Origin of the sequence: Desulfoluna sp. (assembly GCF_030145185.1) — a bacterium.
GTDB lineage: Bacteria > Desulfobacterota > Desulfobacteria > Desulfobacterales > Desulfolunaceae > Desulfoluna.
On the sequence record NZ_JAQYWB010000007.1, the window covers coordinates 89,238 to 110,373 of the forward strand.

Annotated in this window: 14 protein-coding genes and 1 pseudogene; 13 read left to right on the plus strand and 2 right to left on the minus strand. The window is 43.9% G+C overall.

The annotated features are described in order from the left end of the window. The 4 genes from Q1Q75_RS03530 (at position 1) to Q1Q75_RS03545 (ending at position 5,737) form a co-directional block, all read left to right on the plus strand. Positions 1–939, plus strand: a complete 939-nt coding sequence (locus Q1Q75_RS03530) for an ankyrin repeat domain-containing protein (RefSeq protein ID WP_300667629.1) — start codon at positions 1–3, stop codon at positions 937–939. A gap of 736 nt (positions 940–1,675) precedes the next feature. Next, positions 1,676–2,128, plus strand: a complete 453-nt coding sequence (locus tag Q1Q75_RS03535) for a hypothetical protein (protein WP_300667630.1) — start codon at positions 1,676–1,678, stop codon at positions 2,126–2,128. Between the two features lie 384 nt (positions 2,129–2,512). Then, positions 2,513–3,112, plus strand: a complete 600-nt coding sequence (locus tag Q1Q75_RS03540; protein ID WP_300667631.1) for a hypothetical protein — start codon at positions 2,513–2,515, stop codon at positions 3,110–3,112. 204 nt (positions 3,113–3,316) lie between these two features. Next, positions 3,317–5,737, plus strand: a complete 2,421-nt coding sequence (locus tag Q1Q75_RS03545; RefSeq protein ID WP_300667632.1) for a fibronectin type III domain-containing protein — start codon at positions 3,317–3,319, stop codon at positions 5,735–5,737. A gap of 1,001 nt (positions 5,738–6,738) precedes the next feature. On the opposite strand, the gene Q1Q75_RS03550 is transcribed toward Q1Q75_RS03545, so the two are convergent. Then, entirely contained in the window at positions 6,739–9,366 is a 2,628-nt protein-coding gene (locus Q1Q75_RS03550; protein ID WP_300667633.1) for a S8 family serine peptidase, read from the minus strand. 649 nt (positions 9,367–10,015) lie between these two features. On the opposite strand from Q1Q75_RS03550, the gene Q1Q75_RS03555 reads away from it, so the two are divergent. The 9 genes and pseudogenes from Q1Q75_RS03555 (at position 10,016) to Q1Q75_RS03590 (ending at position 20,079) form a co-directional block, all read left to right on the plus strand. Beyond that, complete coding sequence (locus tag Q1Q75_RS03555; protein ID WP_300667642.1) at positions 10,016–10,699, plus strand: pseudouridine synthase; 684 nt, start codon at positions 10,016–10,018, stop codon at positions 10,697–10,699. A 388-nt stretch (positions 10,700–11,087) separates the two neighbouring features. After that, positions 11,088–11,339: a hypothetical protein gene (locus Q1Q75_RS03560; protein WP_300667634.1), complete on the plus strand. Its 252-nt coding sequence runs from the start codon at positions 11,088–11,090 to the stop codon at positions 11,337–11,339. 131 nt (positions 11,340–11,470) lie between these two features. Continuing rightward, positions 11,471–12,232, plus strand: coding sequence for an abortive infection family protein (locus Q1Q75_RS03565; RefSeq protein WP_300667635.1), 762 nt, complete (start codon positions 11,471–11,473; stop codon positions 12,230–12,232). Positions 12,233–12,597: 365 nt separating this feature from the next. Continuing rightward, positions 12,598–12,765 (plus strand): annotated as a pseudogene (locus tag Q1Q75_RS22575) (transposase zinc-binding domain-containing protein); the annotation flags it as partial. Positions 12,766–12,804: 39 nt separating this feature from the next. Next, positions 12,805–13,659: a transposase gene (locus Q1Q75_RS03570; protein WP_300667636.1), complete on the plus strand. Its 855-nt coding sequence runs from the start codon at positions 12,805–12,807 to the stop codon at positions 13,657–13,659. Between the two features lie 505 nt (positions 13,660–14,164). Continuing rightward, positions 14,165–15,223, plus strand: coding sequence for a FlgO family outer membrane protein (locus Q1Q75_RS03575; protein ID WP_300667637.1), 1,059 nt, complete (start codon positions 14,165–14,167; stop codon positions 15,221–15,223). A 704-nt stretch (positions 15,224–15,927) separates the two neighbouring features. After that, positions 15,928–17,286: a group II intron reverse transcriptase/maturase gene (gene ltrA / locus Q1Q75_RS03580; RefSeq protein WP_300667638.1), complete on the plus strand. Its 1,359-nt coding sequence runs from the start codon at positions 15,928–15,930 to the stop codon at positions 17,284–17,286. 149 nt (positions 17,287–17,435) lie between these two features. Next, positions 17,436–18,482: a hypothetical protein gene (locus Q1Q75_RS03585; protein ID WP_300667639.1), complete on the plus strand. Its 1,047-nt coding sequence runs from the start codon at positions 17,436–17,438 to the stop codon at positions 18,480–18,482. After that, positions 18,472–20,079, plus strand: a complete 1,608-nt coding sequence (locus tag Q1Q75_RS03590; RefSeq protein WP_300667640.1) for a hypothetical protein — start codon at positions 18,472–18,474, stop codon at positions 20,077–20,079. The genes Q1Q75_RS03585 and Q1Q75_RS03590 overlap by 11 nt, the downstream gene beginning before the upstream one ends. Positions 20,080–20,359: 280 nt before the next feature. Here Q1Q75_RS03590 and Q1Q75_RS22580 read toward each other — a convergent pair whose 3' ends face one another. Continuing rightward, entirely contained in the window at positions 20,360–20,617 is a 258-nt protein-coding gene (locus Q1Q75_RS22580) for a transposase (RefSeq protein ID WP_366945148.1), read from the minus strand. Positions 20,618–21,136 lie beyond the last annotated feature (519 nt).

Consider the following 21,136-nt stretch of genomic DNA (forward strand, 5'->3'; position numbering starts at 1 on the left):
ATGAAGAAAATATATATCCTACTGGGGTTTGCATTATTATTATTAATAGTTGTAGGTATGAAAATTGTCCAGAGGAATAATTGGAGTCAGGAAATTAATGCCGCTGTTAAAAACGGTGATTTGAAAACAGTTGAGAAATTACTCAATGAAGGTGTCAATGTAAATTCTGTTGATAAGTATGGGTATAATATTTTGATGACAGCTTTGGGTGTGGGGGAATTTGAAATGGCATCTTTTCTGATAGATAAAGGGGCTGATGTACATCACGAAAGTAAATTAGAGAACAATCCATTAGAGGTCGCAATTCGGTCAAAAAATGTTGCGATTGTGCGAAAACTTGTTGAGAATGGCGCGAATATCCATGAAAAATGGTTTAAAGGCATGTGTCCAGTTGTTTTGGCAGCAATTCATTCTCCGGAAATATTAGAATTTTTAATTGAAAAAGATGTGGATGTTAACGTTGAAACAGATGACGGAATGACGGCGCTGGCTTATGCTGTAGACGGGAAAGACCTTAAACCTGTTAAATTGTTGGTTGATAATGGCGCAAAAATTAATAAACAAGATATATTTGGGACGGCTCCGATTCATCTTTCAGGTAGCTATGAAATTATGAAATACTTAATCTCTAAAGGAGCTGATGTAAATATTCAGGAAAACATGGGTCATGCCCCGTTGAATATGTTTTATGGCCGCCCTGAATATGTGGAGCTTTTATTGGATAATGGGGCTGATATCGATTTGCAGAGAAGTGATGGTGAGACGCCGTTGCACAAGGCGATAAGAAAAAAACGGATAGAATCAGCCAAACTTCTAATCAAAAGAGGGGCAAATGTATTTATAAAGGATCATAACGGAAGAACACCATTGGATGTCGCATACAAATATGAGGTTGATGAGGATTTAATTGATCTTTTAAAAAGACAAATGGAGAAATGAATAATTAATATTTATCGATACCCCGAACGACGCCCTAAAATGGAGGAAAGGTACAATATATCCAGATCTATACCCATCAAAAAGATTTTTAGTTTTTCTAAATATATCAGAAGAATTCTCTGGAAATACCATATATTAAAAATGGCTCTTTCACGATTTGAGTGGATCAGAATGGTTTCTGATTGCGGTGGGAATAAATTCACGTCTCAGATTACGACAGAAGGCTTTGCCATCAAGGTCAATTCAGAGGTGTGGCCTGATTACTATAAATTTCAGTTCTTAGTGTGCTTAACCCGGATATTTCACGAGTTGGGTGCGCTCATATGCAAGGCATCAGAGCTGAAGATGTAGTGGTTTACCTCAAAGCTCTGATAACGCGGCAGATGAGTGCACCCGGCTCGCCCGAAGGGTGAGAAAATCAGACTGAATACCGTGGATTACATTTTGCATTTTTGAAACGACTGAAAATATTACTGCAAAGAGCTCTAATTATATATTATTCCTTAGCCCTGATTGTTATCTCATGAAATATCCGGGTTAAGGGGTTTAGCCCTGTATTTATCCCGGACTTCTATAATTGCTTCTGACGCGAGCGCAAAAGCGAGTGCCCATGCCAAAGTCACCCACAGGAACCGAAACATGGATGGACCTCAAATGGCGGTGGCTGTCAAGATAGAAAAAATGGGCACCTATTTACAAGAAAGTCTTAATTTGGCTGCTGGTCAAAAGGAACATTATGAGCGAGATGGATGAATGGATGGCGATTACCTACGAAGACGACGATTGGATGAATGATGTTAAATTATACAGTATTGTGGGGATAGGAATAGCCACTTTTTTCGGCACTATTCTTTTGGGTGGTATAATTATGGCGCTTAATTATGTAAAACTTGGAAAGAAACTTGAAGCATTGAATACTATTTTAATTACTATTATTGCCATGAGCTTTATTTTTTTTCTTGTTTTGATTTTAAAAGAATTCGATTTTCCAAGTCTTGATCTTACCGCCCCTCAATTTATTGTGTTCATGCTCTTGGCATGGAAATTTCAAGGACAAGTGATCGAGGAACATTCTGCAATGGGTGGTATGCTCGAATCGAATTTGAAAGTTGCCGGTATTTCAGTGTTGTTCTTTTTGAGTATGTTTTTGTTTCTAAGTAGAGCTGGGATATTTACCCTCAGCCAATAGTTTGTGTAGTCCAAATGTTTTTTAAATAGATGAATCGTAATGTGACTAAGTGATTTTGACTCCGCGCCCTGTAAATATTTTAACGGGAAATTTTGGACTATTAGATTATTTGTGTCATCGATCTGTGCCTTTATTTAGTTGGAATTAAGAGACTATTCCAAAAGGTTAAGAGTTCGTAGAAATTACATTTTAGGCTGTAGGTACGATTCAAATTTATATTTAAGGAGAGAGTTTTATTGAATTGTAGCGAAAATTCAATAAAGAAGGTTTTGTAAGAAGATGCTTTAAATGAAGATATAGGATAAACGTTAGAATTGTAATGGATAAAGACTGTCTTTTAAATTTGAATTAATGGCGAAATGCTCATAAAACAAGGAGTTTTAAATGTTAGACAATAAGTTTAAATATATAATAAAAGATGACTCACTCTGTTTTTTGAAAAAGCGTTTATTCAAAGAGGATATAAAAATAGAGATTATGTTTGATGAGATAAAAAAAGTAAAATTCACCCCTGCTATAGGTTTGTTCAGAAATAGATCCTATGCATATATTTATAGTAAGAAAAACAAAATTTTAATTGGGCATTCTGTTGTGGGATCAGGCACATTAAAAGAGTATGAGTTATTAATTTTTAGACTTTTGAAAGAAGTAAGAAATAATAAAAATATAAAATACGTTAAAGGTAGTTGGTTGATGAGGTTTTGTATAATTATTATTTTTCCTTTTTATATGGCAATATTTTTGCCCTTACTTTTTTTCCAAATTACAGCGCCTGTGATGGGCTTCTGGCTTTTCCGAGTGTTTTCGATGCTTAATATTGTTTTGATAGCCACAATTATTTTTAATTGCCCCAAAAATTTTAAAGATTTAAAAGTGGAAAAGTTAGATCCAAGACTGATAATGAAATATGGACCGAAAATATTATTTAATGACGCATATAAAAAAATCGTTGGAATGAAAACCGGTGCGCTCTCTTGTTCTTAGGAATTTGCAATGGTAAAACTGTTGCTTTACTACTTTTTTGCCTTGTTAGATCTGTAAAGATATCACACGTCCTGACAAAATATAGTTATTTTTGTTGTGATGTATCAAGAAGTTATCATTTGACCCTGTCTGCGGTTCTGCTTATATATGATGTCTCGAAAAAGACTTCGTACTTCACCGCGACATCGACCATGGGAGCCAGGCATGCCTCGACAATTGATATCTCTTTTGTTCTGCACATTTGTCCTTTTTACTCTTTGTTCTTGCGGGTCTTCCGGTGGAGATGATTCGGAGGAGGGTTCATCCCCGCCCATCCCCACCTTGACCCTCATTAAATCAGGCGACGGCTCCGGCCACATCTCCTGCGACTCTGGCAGAGTTGATTGTCACGACGTCTGTCAGATCGAGGTAGAGACGATGGATACCTTCACCCTCACGGCCGTTGTGGATGAAGGTTCAATATTTGGTGGATGGAGTGGTGATATTCCGGCGTTCAGCACGGAATTGAGCATTACAATCACGGTCTCACAGGTCAGCACCATCACCGCAAACTTCAGTTTAATAGAGGCGGCGGAAAGCCGTCTTCAACCCGAGCAAGACCTGCTTTATCTCGGGGCGTTCAAGCTTCCCGATGAGAAGGGCACAGTCCCCATGGCCCGGTGGTCCGGCGGAGGCCAAGGCATGACATTTTACCCCAAAGGGGACCCCCATGGGGTCGCTGACGGGTTCCCCGGATCGCTTTTTAGTATCAGCCACACCTACGCAAACCATGTCTCTGAATTTTCCATCCCGGTCCCGGTGATTTCGGTTGATAAAAATCTTGATGATCTGCCCCGGGCGACGACGCTCCAGCCCTTTGCCGATATCACGGAAGGCCGTCAGACCCTGGGGCTTACCGGCACAACCCTGGTGGATATTCAGTACTATCCCAGGCAGGGCAGCCAGGCCACGGATAAGCTGTACTGGACCCTTTACGAATACTACATGCCCCATGCAGATACCCCCTATCACGGATGGGCCGAACTCGATTTGTCAGCCCCCCAGAGCCATGGCATGTGGCGCTTGGGGGACTTCCCGGCCGCGGCCACAAGCAAGTACCTTTTTGACGTGCCAGCGACCTGGGCAACCATCCATACGCCGGGGAAATCCCTCGCGGCGGGAAGGTACAGGACGCCCAACAACGGCAGCTGGGGGCCCGCCCTCTATGTGTTTGGCCCGTGGAACGACGGCAACCCGCCTGCGGACGGCTGCAAGCTTGGCGCCATCGAGCTGCTCAAGCACTCCGGCGAGCACCCCGTTCGAGGAATGGGCTTTAGTGACAATTGGGTCGACGGGGCCTGGCTGACGGCAGGGGACCGGTCCGCTGTTGTCATCGCCGGCAAAAGAGGGGTCCGGGAGAGGGCCGGTGGGCAATGGACCTATGGAGTTCCCCAACCGGATGACTACTCGAGAAGCAAAGGGTATCACGGCTGTCCGGATTACGGCGCTTTGCTCTTCTATGACCCGGTGTTGATTGGCCATGTGGCAGGGGGCACCCTTACCCCGGATGAGGTGCAGCCCTATGCCGTGTACAACGTGCAGGACCTTCTGTTCTCGGCGAACATGAACCTTCCTGTTCAGGATATTCGTACCCGTGGTAAATCCCTGGGTGGGGTAGGGTACGATCGGAAAAATAACCTTCTTTATGTTCTTGAGATTGATGTGGAGGGATATTACAGCCCTGGTAAACCCATTGCCCATGTCTTCGAGGTCTTTCCCAGCGCGAGCTTTGCAGACACCATCCCGCCCTCATCGCCGTCCAGTCTTGCCGCCACAGAGGTCACGTCCGAAGAAGTGATCCTCACCTGGGAACCCGCCGAGGACAACGCTCATCTTGCCGGCTATATCGTTTACCGGGACGGGCACCCCATAGACACCGCCATCGTCCCCACCTGCACAGACGACAGGGTAAACCCAGACGCGAATTATCGGTACACGGTGGTGGCTTTTGACTCCCGGAACAACAAGAGCCTTGTCAGCCAGCCGTTGAGGGTTACCACCCCCTCCGGCCCCGACAAACGGCTTCCCCTCATCACGGACATTTACCTCACCGACACCACGGAAACCAGCGTTACGGTTCACTGGAAAACAGATGAACCCACGACAAGCAAGATTGAATATGGTGCCCAGTACCATGATGACCAGGAGGTGATCGATTCCAGCCTTACCAGGACCCACGCCATTTCCCTCACGGGCCTCACGGGTGCCTTGGATTGTGGGGTCTACGTCTATTGTATTTTCTCCACCGATGCCTACGGCAACACCAACAGCCACTCAAAAAAAGCCTTTCGCCCAGCCAGGCCCACGACGGACAACCAGCCCCCTTTGCTTGAGTCCACTGGGGCGAGGCGGGTCTCGGCAGGAGACCTTGTTCAGTTCGTCCTCAGCGCCTGGGATTCGGATCGAGGGGACAGCCTTCGCTTCTCGGCGACCGGACTTCCCGATGGGGCCACCTTTGCACCTGCAACCCGCCTGTTTCAATGGAGACCGGGGCCAGATGACATCGGTATTCATCGCATGACGTTCTCTGTCAGCGACGGGGACCAGGTTGAGAGTGAAACCGTAGCGATTGTTGTTGAGGAGTGAGCCGGTACGTTTTGTTCGCTCCGGGCTCTCTATCCCATGGGGAAAAACTGGGAATGCGTTGCCGCCAGGTGTATTCCATCCACCAAAACCAATGCAGGTGATGTCTCTGGTATATTTGGCACACATGAGCCGTGGATCACACGAACAGAGGGAACAGGGGCCATGTTTTCTGTGCTTTTGGTTTCCTTTATGCCTTGCATGATTCCATGTCGGCCTTTTTTCACAGCAAAAACCCTTTCTTTTTTACCGCGGGGTGCCGGTGGCTTTGCGGCATGGTTACCGATTCAGATGCTATCCCGGATATTTCACGAGTTGGGTGCGCTTATATGCAAGGCATCAGAGCTGAAGATGTAGCGGTTTACCTCAAAGCTCTGATAACGCGGCAGATGAGTGCACCCGGCTCGCCCGAAGGGTGAGAAAATCAGACAGAATACCGTGGATTACATTTTGCATTTTTGAAACAACTGAAAATATTACGACAAAGAGCTGTAATGACGAATTATTCCTTAGTCCTGATTGTTTTCTCATGAAATATCCGGGCTATGCCGTAGAGTGTGTCGTGCGCACCTCTTTTATCCTCTTTCTTTAATCAGGTATTGGAACGGGCGTTTATGATGGGATGGCCCAAGGCGATATCCTGAGCCATCCCCAACGTCTTTCTGTGTCTTTTTAGCGGACGTACCGGCATGTCGTTGTTCCCACCCGATTTTACCATCATCATGAATTTGGGCCTGCAGCATAAAATTCCCTTTTCATGGTGTTTTTCTTATGGTCTGGCCGGTATCGAAGGCGTTATAGCCCGGATATTTCAAGAGAAAACGACTATGCATAAGCAATAAAATGTTATTACAGCGTGTTACAAAGAAAAACATGGGTATTCCAAAGATGCGAAATGTCATTCACCGTTTTCTCCTTGCTTTTCTCTCCCTTCACTCGACTCGTGAAATATCTGGGATAGGAATAATACGGCAAAAAACGAGTCGCCTGCGTTCAACCCAAGATCAGTAGGTGTACACCGTTGTTGATTCAGAAGCCGTGGGCACCGGTTCCCAGTTCCCACCGTTGTCAACGGACCGGATGGCAAAGTGATAGGTCCCGTGGGCAGTGGCCGTGTAGGAGAGGGAGCCGCTGGTGCCTGTTGCCCAGAGCCCAGAGTAGGAGAAGCTCGCGGCCCCGGGAGGCTTCGCGTACAGGTAGGACCGCTTGACGCCGGTTTGGGTGTCGGACGCGGTCCAGGCCACGGGAATGTTCGGGGAGACACTTTGCGCGGCAGAGGTGCAGCCGGAGGAGGGGGGGGTGGTCTCCACGATGATGCTTACCCCGTAAGCGGTGGCGTAGGCGTAGTTTTCAAGGTAGCATTCGCTTTTGAAATCAATGGGGAGCCAGTGGGTTCCGGCCGCAATCCCTGAGGTTGTGATGGAGTATATGGTGGCCTGGGGGTTGTTCGGATAGGGGCCTGGAAGGATGGTGGGCAGGGCTTGGTTGTTGGCACCGTTGATTGTTGCGCCGGTTATATTGGCCAAGGTGACGGTGTTGGTGTGGGCCGAAACGTCGCCGTTGTTGAAGATCCGAACCGTCACATCAAAGGTCTGGTAAGGGCCAACATAGTTCGGCCGGGAGTAGTTCCGCTGAAAGGAGGGTGGTGTGGCTTCGGTAAAGTTTTCTTCCGTTGCCAGGGCGTAGGCTTCAGATGTGGCTCCGGCAAAGGTGCTGCTCCAGGCGTAGGCCTTGATGACCACAGGGTTCCACCCGTTGGCTCCGGCGGCGATGTCCACCTGGTGCACGTTGTCGTTGCCGTCCATATCCGAGTCAAGGAGGGCGCCGTTTGTTTCGTTGTACAGCCGAAGGTTCAGGTCGCTGAGGGCGTATGTTGTCGACGGGGGCTCCCCGCTGACGTAGTTGCTTCGTTTCTGCCAGACCAGGGTGGCTTTTTCCGCTGTGGTGGTGGATTTGTACATGGTGCCTTTGTACAGCTTGTAGTCATCGTCTGTTGCCGTGTCATTTCGGGCGATGATGCTGTCCGTGAAATAATCGGCCCTGTTAAATTCGGCTTCGTCCATGTCCAGGTAGCCCCAGCCGTAGGACTTGTCCCAGTAGGAGCCCACAACGGAGTCGTCATCAGCAGTCGTGAGGGTGTTGTTGCTGTCCCAGGCATCGGCCGTGTTGATCAGGACCGCCTTTTGGGCCATGGGGGTATGGTTGCCTGCTTCTTCCATTAAGACGACAGCCGCTGCCACGTGGGGAGCGGCCATGCTGGTACCGGATTTGCTGATAAAGTCGTTTTCGTCATCATGGTCCGCGTTCGTACTGATGATGTTGGATCCAGGAGCGCAGATGTCCGGTTTTTTGCGGCTGTTCAGGGTGGGGCCAACACTTGAGGAGCTTCTTCTGACGTCATCACTGCGGGAGAGGGTGTTCAGGTCGTCCATGTTGGCCACGGCCATGAGGTTGTAAGCTGGGGCGGGATGGGTGATGGTGGGGGCGTTGTCGTTCCAGCCTGAGTTTCCGGTGGATTTGGTCACCATGATGCTAAACTGTTTAACAAAGGAGTCGTAGAAGGCGTCGCTGTTGGAATAGTCCGTGTCGTTGGCCACGCCGTATCCCAGGCTGTGGTTGATGACCTCTGGACCTTGGGTCGCGCTTGTGGCGAGCCAGTCCATGTTTTCCATGGTGCCGGATTGGCCGGGACCGCTGTTGGCCCAGATGACAGCATCCAGCCCGTATGCCCCGCCTTTGTAAGTTGCATCGGCGCTGGCCACGATGCCGGTGACGTGGGTGCCATGATCCGCGGTGACACTGCTTCCTGGCTTGCTGTAGAAATTGACATTTGAAAATGCGGGATGGTCTTCGGCAACACCGGAATCGACAATTCCGAAATCATAGGCCCCGCCGTCGTACTGAATGTTCCACCAGTCATCGTAACCGCAACTGGGGACACTTATATTGAGCTCGTATTCGGTCTTTCTGTTTGGCTCAATGGCGATAACCCCATCGGTGCCAGCGACATGTTCAAGGGCGTCGGAAGGGAGTATGGCGCTGACGGTGTTCATGGAGGTGGTGCGGCTGATCACGGTTCCCCCAAGGTTGGTAAGGACGTCTATAAATCGGTTTTGGTCCTCGGAAATGGCCTGCTTCAGAGACGTGCCAACCTTTCGCCGCATGGCATCCAGCTTATCGTCCAGCTGAAGGTTCAGTTTTTCCAGGCGATCCCGGTCCCTGTTTGTCACAGATTGTTTGATCTGCTGGTACGCCGCTTTTTCTTTGTCGGGGGGAAGGGATTCTGACGACTTGTACTTTCCGTAAATGAAGCGAATTTCCCCGGAGAGTGCGTCGATCTCTTTCTCAAAGGGCAGGGTCGCGTGTTTTGAAATGCTGGTGAGGTCCTTGCTTTTTAGAAAAATAATCACGTTGATATGATCTCGAGTCTTGCTCTCTGCGAGTACCTGGGGTGCCACACGGCCCTCGTAGGGGGTTTTATCATCCCTCGAGACGGTTAGAGGGGATGCGATGTTGTCTTCACCTGTATAAATCCCAGAATTGGTGTCTGATGCATGCAGGGGGGCTGCTGTCAGTGATAGATAAAGGGCACATGCGGCAAGGGTCAGTTTGTGATAATGACGTTTTTTCACGGAAACCTCCTTGGGTTGGTGTGTGGCTATGGTGCGAATGCATGGCTCCTTTTTTGGGTTTCTGCATACGCGAACAAGGGTGGTATAATGGATACCGGGGTGGTGTGATGGTTTAAAACGGTATCCCATTTCATGGGGTAAAACGGATGCGTCAAGGGTGTAAACAGTCTCGGTTAAAAGGCGGGGTTACATCATTTTTATGCGTTTTTCGTGATCAGGGGCCGCAAATCGAACCCGCAGAGACGGCGTGGGTGCAGGTTGAATTTATTGGAAGAAGAGTGGTTCGGAGGTTAGATGTGTGGTCAATTATGAAATTAATTTAATGGGTGTCGTAAAGGATGTCAAAGAATTTCGCAATTGATTTTTCGATATATAGAAGCGACGCTATTCCATGAATAGAAAAGAACAGGAACATGGACCATGTTCTTTCGGCTTGAGATTTCGTTGATCATATGAAACTCTTGCCGCCGGTGGTTTTTTTTGTTGTGCTGAATCGTTACAAAGCGGGAAGTACAGATTTGAATTGACTGGTGTAACATGCCGTGTTTTTGGGTGGTTTTGTGCCTTGCTAAGAGTGTAGGCATGGCCCGGCTCCTTCAATAAATTGCGCAACAGGCCGACCAACTTGGCTATAGTGGGAAATAACGTGATGCGTCTTGATAAATTTGTCTGTAAAAGTACCGAATTAACGAGAAGTGAAGCGACCCAGGTTATTCATGCCGGGAACGTCATGGTTAATGGTTCTGTTGTTATAAATGAAGCGGCTCAGGTTCATGAAAATAATACGATCGCTCTTGATGGACAAAGGCTGAAAACTCGCAACTTCCGCTACATAGTGATGCATAAACCGCTTGATACCATTTGTTCAAATGTCGACGAAGCGTATCCCTCTATATTTAATTATATCGATATTGAGAAAGCCTCAGAACTTCATATCGCTGGACGTTTAGATGCTGACACCACAGGTTTGGTTTTAATAACGGATGACGGACGCTGGTCGTTTAATATCATCTCGCCTATCTCACAATGTGAAAAAGTTTACCGTGTTGGTTTACGTGACGTTATTGCTGATGACGTTTCTTTAAAATTTGAAAACGGAGTCCAATTACAGGGTGAAAAGCAACCGACTTTACCGGCGAAGTTAAATGTTATTGGCCCCAAAGAGGTGCTTTTAACGATAACTGAAGGCAAGTTTCACCAAGTTAAGCGTATGTTTGCTGCTGTCGGTAATCGGGTTGTTTCATTGCATCGAGAGAAAATTGGAGAGATAAGTTTAGATATTAACGTTGGACAATGGCGTTATTTAACGGTTGATGAGGTGAATTTATTTTAACCCGGATAGACCTTTTCTGTTTTGATGGAGTAGTACTTGAAACGGAGTTTCCGACGGATTCTGTCAAGCCGGCGGGTAGGGGGCGCAGGTTTCATAAATACCTCCTTGCAATTATAAGTTTCAAGGGGTAAGAATTTAATCGTATGAAGATAAATGGTCGAATTTTTTGGCCAAGTAATTGTCAGAGATGGTATGTCTTCATTGTGTAGCTTTCAGGGGAACAATGATAGCGATTGGAAACATGAAGATAAATTTGAACTGTGTCTGAAAATACATGAAATATACGGATTATCGGACATTTCTGTCAGTTTTTACCCGTGAGAGGGTATTATGGGACAAAAATGTCCGATAATAATTGTTATATTTGCAATATGATAAGGAGTTCGAGATGTTTGAAAAAACCAAACGTCCAATTGTAAAATTTTTACAGCTAATCAAGCAGTCTTATATTTTCATAATTTGCATATTTATTATTTTTGTCGGGTTTGATTTGATTGATTCACATTATTCAGGTTACGGAAGCAATGAAGCAAAAATTTTAGGTGAAAATATTAGGGTTGGTTTAAAGATTCTGGGAGGATCAATTCTCGTAGGTTCATCTTTATTATGCTTGACACTGAATACCCGTGGGAAAAAATAGTGCTGTTAAAATGATTTGGAATTCTGCGATATAACAATCGCTTACACACGATTCGCAAAAAACTGCGCTCGTTCCACGCTCCGCATTTTGCGCCCGGTGAAGCGCACGTTATACAAAATAAGGAAGAGTAGATGTCGTTGCAAATGGCAAGCGAACTTAGATTTTCAATGGGGGCTACAAATCTCTTGAGCGACAGCGCTTTAAAAGACTTTTTGACTTTGATTAAAAGAGTGTCATCCCCGCTTGGGTGTCAACAAACTGTTGAAATTTTCAAGCGGTATTTCTGTAATGTTTCAGGTGATTACTATGCCCGAAGTTCTTCATTAAACTGGGCTGAGTCTGATATGAGTTTTCAGGCACAGAATGCTTCGAAAGATGCTCCTAATTTTATAGCGGCAATATATGAAGCTTTTGAAGAGCTTAGAGGTAAAGGGGCTACTGTACCAACGGTACAACACATCAATCAGGTCTTAGCAAATAATCAATGCCTATATGAGATAATCGATGAGCAACTAATTGAAACAGCCGGTCAGGTTGCTATCCCGGAGATTAGTGAGTCCGTTTCAACCACAGTTATGAGAGCTTTAGGGGACGCCAAGGCACTTGTAGGAACAGTGGATGCGTCAAGTGCAATAGATCGTGCTCACACTGCACTTCATGGATATTTGGTGCAACTTTGTCATGATGGATCAATTGAGCTTCCGAATAATCCTACAGCATCTAAGGCATTTAAATTGCTCCGCGAACAGCATCCCGCTTTGCGAGCATCAGGGCACAGAGCAGATGACATTACCAGGGTTCTTAATTCTTTTGCTACATCTATTGATGCCTTTTCTACTCTGAGAAATAGGGCCAGTCTTGCACATGTGAATGAGTTGCTTGATGTTGCCTGAGGCAACAGCGATCATTAATGCTATGTATACAATTTTTAGGTATATACAAGATAGCATGCGCAGGAGTCAGGTGAATTTTGTATAACTACACGCTGCAGGGGACGCCAAAAAGCTGCGCTCGTTCCTCGCTTCACTTTTTGACGCTCCTGAGCGCTGCGTTGGAGGACAGACCCGCTTCACGTGGGATAGTCATTCAAGCAGTAAAAATTTACTCTAACATTTCTGTTTGTCGTACAAAATAAATGCCTAAATACTCTGCTAATCAGATATTTAAACAGGCATACCGATCCTACGACCAATCTCATCCTCTTCCAGACTATAAACGCGATGCTGCTCACAGTATGATGGTATGACGTACTGCGACCCTTGGCGGTCATGTCCAGGGGTGCCCCGATGGTCATTTTCACCGGGTATGGTACAACTCGGCAAACAAAACCAAACACCGGACCTGCCCGCAATGCTCTCACCTGCAGATCCAGCAATGGCTTGAAAAGCAAAAAGCGAGGCTTCTCAACTGCCATCACTTCCATGTGATCTTTACTGTTCCACACCAGTTCGGTTTTTTGCTTCACATGAACTTTAAGCTGCTGGCTGCGATCCTTTTTACCTGCTCACGGGATACCATCTTTATGCTGTGTCTTAACCCGAAGCGGCTTGGGGCAAAGCCCGGGATCATTTCCTCGTTTCATTTCTGGATGAAGACCCTTGAGCCCCATCCCCATACCCATTGCCTCGTCAGCGGCGGCGGGGTGAATGATGCCGGTGAGTGGACCCCTGTGAAAGGCTTGTATCTCTTTCCGTTTGAAGCGGCGCGTGCTCTGTTTCGGGGGAAAATGAACGATGCCTTGAAAAAAGCATTCGAGAAAGGACAGCTTATCCTCCCTCTCCATATGACCTCTCAGCAGTTCATCAATCTTCTCAACAAATTGGGTCGCAAGAAATGGAACGTCAAAATTTGCAAGAAATACCGTCATGGCAACGGAGTCGTGACCTACTTGGCCCGCTACCTTCGAGGCGGCCCCATCGCCAACCACCGCATCAAACAGATTACAGAAACCCACGCTGTCTTCGATTGGGGCCGTGAAGAGCAAAAGCTGATGACGCTTCCAATAGATGAGTTCATCGAACGATTTCTCTATCACGTTCCACCACCACGCTCTGTGCTGGTTCGATCTTACGGCCTCTACTCTCAGGTCAAAAAGAAGGATCTGAATATCGCCCGGCATGCCCTTGGCCAAGGGGAAGTGGAACCGCCCAGCAAACTCGTGTGGCAGGATGTTTTCAAAAAAATAGACCCATCTAAAACCATGTGCCTGGCATGCGGAAAGCCTCTGATTGTTACCCGAGTCATCCCTCCATTCGGTAGAGTTTCAAGAATGAACAGCCCACCGGGAACCCACGGTATGATCATTTGCGGGTGGCACTAACTGTTTATGTTTTCTCTTTTTTCATGCATTGACAGCACGGGTGGGTTCTGCTTTAAATCAGCAGGGTATAGGAAGTATTTCACAGAACCTACATCACACTGACGAAGGCTTCATGAAAATCTACTCTTTGATCGCGCAATATAGAGATACACATGACACAGGTTGACGCTCCGTGAGGTGGGTTTTGTGTTGAAACTCCATAGAGGCTATGCCAATTCGAGAGTTGTCGTTGCGCGGGCCTGTCCAACGAATAAGGATAGATTGTGTGAGGAACGAACCACGATCTTATCCGGTTGAACAATTCGTTGAAGGGATCAGCTTCGCACTACGGGGGGTGTCTGTGCTTCAAGCACTGTCCCTTAACTATTCGTTATGTCTCTTAAGAATATTCAATGACGTACTTAATTGTGTAGCGGAAGATCATTATATATGTACTGTGATGGATTTTCTTTATGTTGTAGATATACAAAGCAGAATAGCTTGAATTTTCAAGAGAAAATATATTATGGGTTTGGACTTTTTATTTGGAGGCAAAATGAATACTACGAAAATCAAATTTTTAATCATGATTTCAATTTTCCTATTAAATGGATGTATTTCTATGCAAAAAAACGAAGTGAGCACTACAAATAGAGAATTAAACTCTAAAAAAATAGTAAAAAAGATTGATATAAACTCTGGTTTATTTGATCTGACTAATCAGATTGTTCAAAGCCTATCAGAAACAAAAAAAACAAAAATAGCTATGGTTGAATTCTCTAATCTTGATGGTAATATAACCCATCTTGGGAAGTATATTGCCGAAGAATTGACTACGCGTTTATTTCGAACTGGCAAATTTTATGTAGTCGAAAGGCATCTATTAAACAAGGTTTTAGATGAACACAAGTTAAGCGTTTCGGGGCATATTGATGAGAGTACCGCCAAATCAATTGGTTTGATATTAGGTGTAGATTCTATTGCAACCGGAACGGTTACAGATTTAGGTGATACAATTAAAATTAATGCAAGGTTAATATCAACTGAAACAGGAGCCATATTCGCTGTAGCATCGAGTGAGATAAGTAAGGACTCTACAATCAATAGATTGATGAGCAAAATAAGTTGCATATCACGGGCTACAGAAACACAACCTACAAAAACCATAAATAAAACAGTGCCTGTCAAAAAGAAACTTTCTAAAAAAGAGGAACTTAGAAAAAAACTTATTGGTAAGTATAAATCAGTTAGGCCGTTGATAGAAAATGGTAAATATTTTGAAGCCAGTCGTTTAGTTGAAGGTACTGTTACGTATGAGCTTGTTATACCTAATTCAGGGGACTTTTTTATCAGCAAAGTAACAGGTAGTAGGAATTACGACACTGTAAAGGTAGATAGTCACTACAATTATATTTCTGATAATAAGTTTCAACTTAAAGAGATGGAAAAAAGACGACTTGGAATGCATGAAAAATGGTACACAGGTAAAACATGGGATGCAGAATTAGTTGGCGACATTATAAAATTAAGTTTTGTTGATAATAACGATAATGATTATCAAATTTCTTTAAGTAAAACGAGGTGATATCAGGATGCAGTTGATACAGCCAAGCTAAAATACGATTGGACTTTTGTTTTAGTCATTCAGGCCAAGCTCTCTAAAAAAACATAAGTTTAGTTTCCAATGTCGTGAAAAAGCAGGCAAGTCAGTTTGTCATGGCAAATGCTTATGATTAGAGTAAAAACATAACAAACCACTGGTAGGGACCGCTGCCGCTCCGCGGCAGTTCCCTCGCTTTGCTCGGAGGCCCCACAGTTCCAGCGTTAGAGCGCCAAGGAAAGCTTGTCGCATCTTGCAGGGTGGAAGTCCCTGTCGGGAAAGGTCTAACCCGCCACCCGTATCGAGTGTTGCGCCTGTTGCGGAGCTTAAGATTAAGCGAACAAGACAGGTGAAGCGTACACAGAGAATTGTGCAGGCCGTAGGGAGTTCACAGCTCCTGAGAGCTGGTACAGTTTCGAAATGAAAGTTGAGATCGACGAGAGCTTTAACGAGCACCGAAGTCAACACAGAAGCATCTGTATCGTGGTGAGGATGTGGAGGGTCTCCGGAGTCATCAGGCTGTGGCATGTACAAAGAAATGCGTTCAAGAACTTGGGAGACCCACCTCAGTTCCTGCAAAGCAGGTAGGCGTAGAGTATTTTGAAGAGGAAAAGCGCTGATGACGGGGCGGGAGTCGGATCATTTCATAGTACTCAGAGATTGGGAGAGCCAGTTACAAGGGGAAGGGAATGACGGAAGTACGTAGCCCGCACAGGAAACTGATGCCCGACAATGTAGATCGGGGTAACCATGAGCCCACCTTCCTGCGGGGAATAGCAAACAAGGCAAGGCTGAGACCGGATTGTCGTTTTAAAGATTTGTCCCGCTGTCTTGACAAGCCGCTACTGGTATATTGCTTTCGGAAGTTGAATCGAAAGTCAGCACCGGGTGTGGATAAAGTCACCGTTGAAGATTACGGAAAGAATCTGGATGCGAATCTGGATGATTTAATTGGCAGACTGAAACGGGAAACCTACAAAGCGAAGCTGGTCAGAAGGAAACACATCCCGAAGGCCCCAGGAAAGACTCGTCCGCTGGGAATACCAGCTATCGAGGACAAACTGGTGCAGACAGCGGTGTCGGCATTGTTAAGTTCGATCTATGAAGAAGCATTTTGTCCATTCAGTTATGGATACCGGCCAAAACGAGGCGGTAGAGATGCTGTGGATGATTTAACCGTGAGGATGCAGTTCGGACGATTTGGATATGTTGTAGAGGCTGATATCAAGGGCTTTTTCAACCATCTTGATCATGGTGTATTGCTGAAAATGGTTGCGCACAGGGTTGATGATAAACGCTTCATAAGGCTGATAAATAAGTGGCTGAAAGCTGGAATACTGGAAGAGGACTTGAGTATACAGTTTCCGGAAGAGGGCACACCGCAAGGTGGCAGTGTCTCTCCTATCTTGGCAAACATCTATCTGCACTATGTCGTTGACGATTGGTTTCAGAAAGTGGTGAAACCTAGGTGCCAGGGTGATGCAGTGCTGTGTCGATACGCAGATGATTTTGTCTGTGGTTTTCAATATAAGCGCGATGCAGAGCGGTTTTACAACGTGCTACTGAAGAGACTCGGTAAGTTTAACCCGCAAGTGGCAGAAGACAAGATGAATATTTTACGTTTTAGTCGGTTTGCCCCCGGACTGAAGAATCGTTTTACGTTTTTGGGGTTTGAGTTTTACTGGAGTACGGACAAGAGGGGAAAACCCCGGCTGTTTAAACGTACCTCAAGAAAGAAACTCAAAATTGTGAAAGCTGCCCTGAAAGAGTACATCAAGAAATACCGACACATGAAAATACCGTTGTTGATAAACAAGCTCAACCGGAAGCTTCAAGGACACTACAACTATTTTGGTGTGGTGGGGAACCTGTCAGCGCTTCACGTACCGTACAGTTGCGTTGTGAAAGCATTGTACAAATGGCTGAACAGGCGAAGCCAGAAGAAGAGTTTTACTTGGGATAGGTTGAAGAGTCTTTTAAGCGTGATCCAGCTGAAGTATCCGATGGTGAAATATCAACCAGCGAAACAACAGCGGGTTTGGTGGTAAGACTTTTATTTTGCTGACTGCGAAAGCGAGTACAACCGAGGAGCCGGATGAGGGAAAACTTCACGTCCGGATCTGTGTGGGGGGTATCAGGCAACTGGTATTCCTACCACGTCTGGTTCTTAATGTGTCTCGCATCTGGCAATGGTGAGATGGAATTAGCAAGGAAAATCACTTTGTACACATTCAAAAATACAGAAATTAACAATAAGAAGGCTTCTGAATTTGAAACAAAGTCTATGCTATATTTGTTAGGAATGCGAAGTGATAGCAATGAAATTGAAATAATAACCGTAGATTGTTTCAACGATGTAACAGGTGTTAATAGTAGCTTTAGTAAGCTTTGGGATGTTCAAAGCAAAAACCATAAAAGCCTCCCTCCATCAAAAATTGGAGAAAGTTTATTCACTTTATACGACAACTATGTATCTACTATGTCTTTTCATGCATATATTTTATTTATACCCAAGCTCGATAGAGCATATCTTGTTGACGAAAGCTTAAACTCATACGGATATGAAAACATCAAAAGTAAACAAAGGGCTGGAATAGAAAAAAAGTTAAAAGAGAAAATCAATGGTAATAAGTCTGGTACTGTACCGCCATTTTTTTATGATTTTTTAGATAATGTTCTATTTGTTGAAGGTAATAAGAGATTAAGCACCTATATAAAGAGTTTATCAAAGTTTAAAAATAAAAAATCTGTGTCCGAAGATGTATATGATCGTATTTTTTTGGAGATAAGAAATGCCCAATCAGTTTTAAAAAATTCATATATTGAAAACGAAACTATAAGTCATCCTTCAGAAGTCTTAAAATTCGGACGGCATATTAGTAAAAAAGAAATCAATACTTTACTGATTAGTAGGTTAATCGGGATAGATATTTTTTCATTTCCTGGTATTCCAATTTCTTTCATTCCCTTTACTTCTGGGTTGGATGAAGAAGAAATTAAAGATCTTTTACAGGAGTGTAATGAAAACTTAAGTAGGGCTTTTTTTGATAAAAATGGATGCAGAGAATTTTGGAAGATATCAGAGAGTTTAATAGGTCTTGTTAAAAAGAATCCAAAAAGAATTGTTAAAAATATTTATGACGATCTAATCTCAACTATTGAAATTAAATCGATATATTTAACCGAAAAAACTATTCAGTACATGATATCTCTCGTAAAGGCAGGATTAGAAAATGTTAGTTAAAAAAATTGCATTTGGTGATGAGCATGAAGCATTTATCGAGGATAGATTGATAGATGGTGTGAATATTATATTTAGTGATGACAACAATAGAGGGAAAACCTTGGTTATGCAGGGTTTAATGTACTCGATTGGTTATGATTCTATTTTTCCAAGCTCTTTCAATTATAGGGAAAAATATTTTTATTCTTGCTTTAATATAAATGAAGAAATTTACGAATTTATAAGAAAAAAGAACTCGATAGTCGCTAAAACAGAAAACTCGATACAGGTTTTTAATTCTGTAGGCGAGTTTAGATACTATTTTGATCAGTTTGTGCATCCGGTTCCCAAAATCCTTAAAGATGAACGCTTAACAACAGTAAACCTTAGTTTACTTTATGAGATTTTTTTTGTCGGTCAAGATAGTAGAAACCCTTCGGGGCTTATCAGTAAAGGCCAGTTTAATAAGACCGATTTTAAAAGTATGGTTTATGAGATAACGAATTTGTCTGGTGACCCGTTAAATGCTGAAGATATAAAAGAAACTCAAGAACAAATAAAGAATTTAAAGTTAAAGTTGAAGGATACAAAAAAGAAGATATCTCTTATTAAATCAAATCCTGATATTGCTGAGTTGGTATCAAAGTTTTATGACTCTGAAAGAGTGCAAGAAAAAATAAAAAACATCAATAGTATTAATGAGAATATATCTAAACTGCGCCGTTCCAGACAGAGAGAGATTAATAGAAGGTTGAAATTACAACAGTTAGTTTCAGAATTGAATTCACTAAATCGTGACCTTAATGAAGGAAATGTAAAATGCGGAGATTGTGGTAGTGAGAGGATTGTGTATTCCAATAATGATATGACATTTGAGATTAGTAACGTTGATGTTAGAAATGGAATTCTTAAATCAATAGAAGCAAATATTAATCAAAAAACAGATATAATTTGGGATTATTCAAATGATATTAATCGTCTTCAAAACACGCTTAATCAAGAACTGAAAGAGACTCCCCAAAGTTTTCAAGAGATTGTTTTATATCAGGAACAGGTAGTATCTGATCAAAGTTATGATGATGAAGCTTTTTCAATTAAAAATCAGATAGACTCACTTAATGAAAAATTTACAACATCAAAAAATATCAATGAAAGCTTAAAAGCTGATCGTAAATCTCTTGATAAAACAATAATTGAAGAGATGGCAGATCTTTATCGGAAAATAGACCCAAGTGGAAACTTGGATTTTGAAGACATATTCACTAAAAGAGATTCGACATTTTCAGGCAGTGAGGAGCAAGAGTTCTATTTTTGTAAAGTAATAGCTCTTAATAATGTTTTGAAGCATGCGTTCCCAATTATCGTCGACTCTTTTCGTGACGGTGAGATATCAACATTAAAGGAACAAAAAATGTTGGACATTTATACTCAATTGAACAAGCAGATTATATTGACATCAACTCTTAAAATGGAAGAGTATAGCACTGATAAATATAGTTCTGACAAATTGATTAATGCTATAGACTACAGCAAACATGCGGATTGCAAAATTCTCTCAGAGACTATGAGTGAGGAGTTTAGGGCCTTAGTTTTAGGCTTCAATGGGTTAATATTATAAAACCAAACCATAACGAATAAGGATAGATCGTGTGAGGAACGAACCACGATCTTATCCGGTTGTTGGACAAGCCCGGGGTCATTTCAAAGTCTGCATTATATATGAAAATATCTTTTTTGAGACAGAAGGGTGTAGATGCGTTTTCAAAAAACGCACCGATTTCAAGGCGTGCAGAATCATGAGCCTGTAAATAGGCTTTAAATTAAACCACGTGGTTGAGCCATAAAAAGCTGTCTCCTCTCTGTTTGGGTGAACGGCTGCTCCAGCCTTTGTCGGACTATTATCCAGGCGCCGATAAGCCAAATCGATATCCCACAACTGTCATGGCTGATTTGCAGCAGGGGCATTTAAAAACTGGCCTTGGGCGTGGTTTCATCTCTTTGATTTTCACATGCAAAACCAACTGCACGAGAAACAGCATCTTCTTCGCGTTGCCATGAATAAAGCCGTAGCCTCTGACTCTCCGGAATTTCTTGGGCAGTACATGCTGCATGATGAGACGTAAGAGACCAGGGCACGACCAGCGACCAGGGGACAAGCACCATGCGCTGCTTGTTTTAGCCTAATCGTTTTCTGATGAAATATCTGGGTTAGAGGGAAGGATAAAGTCGGCATTCAGTGGAAGCTATACGCCATGGTGCACAACATCGGTAAAGTCGCCCGCTATGCTTGGAATTGAAACAGGTATTGGTCGATTTCGGCGCGAACATTTGGACATAGTTATTTTATGGGTATGCAAAGGCGTGCATGGATAGTAAATCAGTAACATAAGTTGGATGACTGGCTTGGAAATACGATTGGCATGACATAAGAATTTATGTTCGCTGAATTGTGGAAAGATACCGGGGAATGGCTTTCGATTTGGTCTGGCAGATGATTTCTGAAAATGGGGTTATCCTACAGGCTCGTTAGCCTGTCAGCGGCGTCGTGAAAATGTCTGCCTACTGGCGGTTTAAAAATGCATTAAAACAAAGCCGTCTCAGGTGGGCAATTCTGAGACGGCTTGATAGTTTTATGCTGGAGGGTTTTCGACGCGGGCCTTCATTCTGTAGCTTTT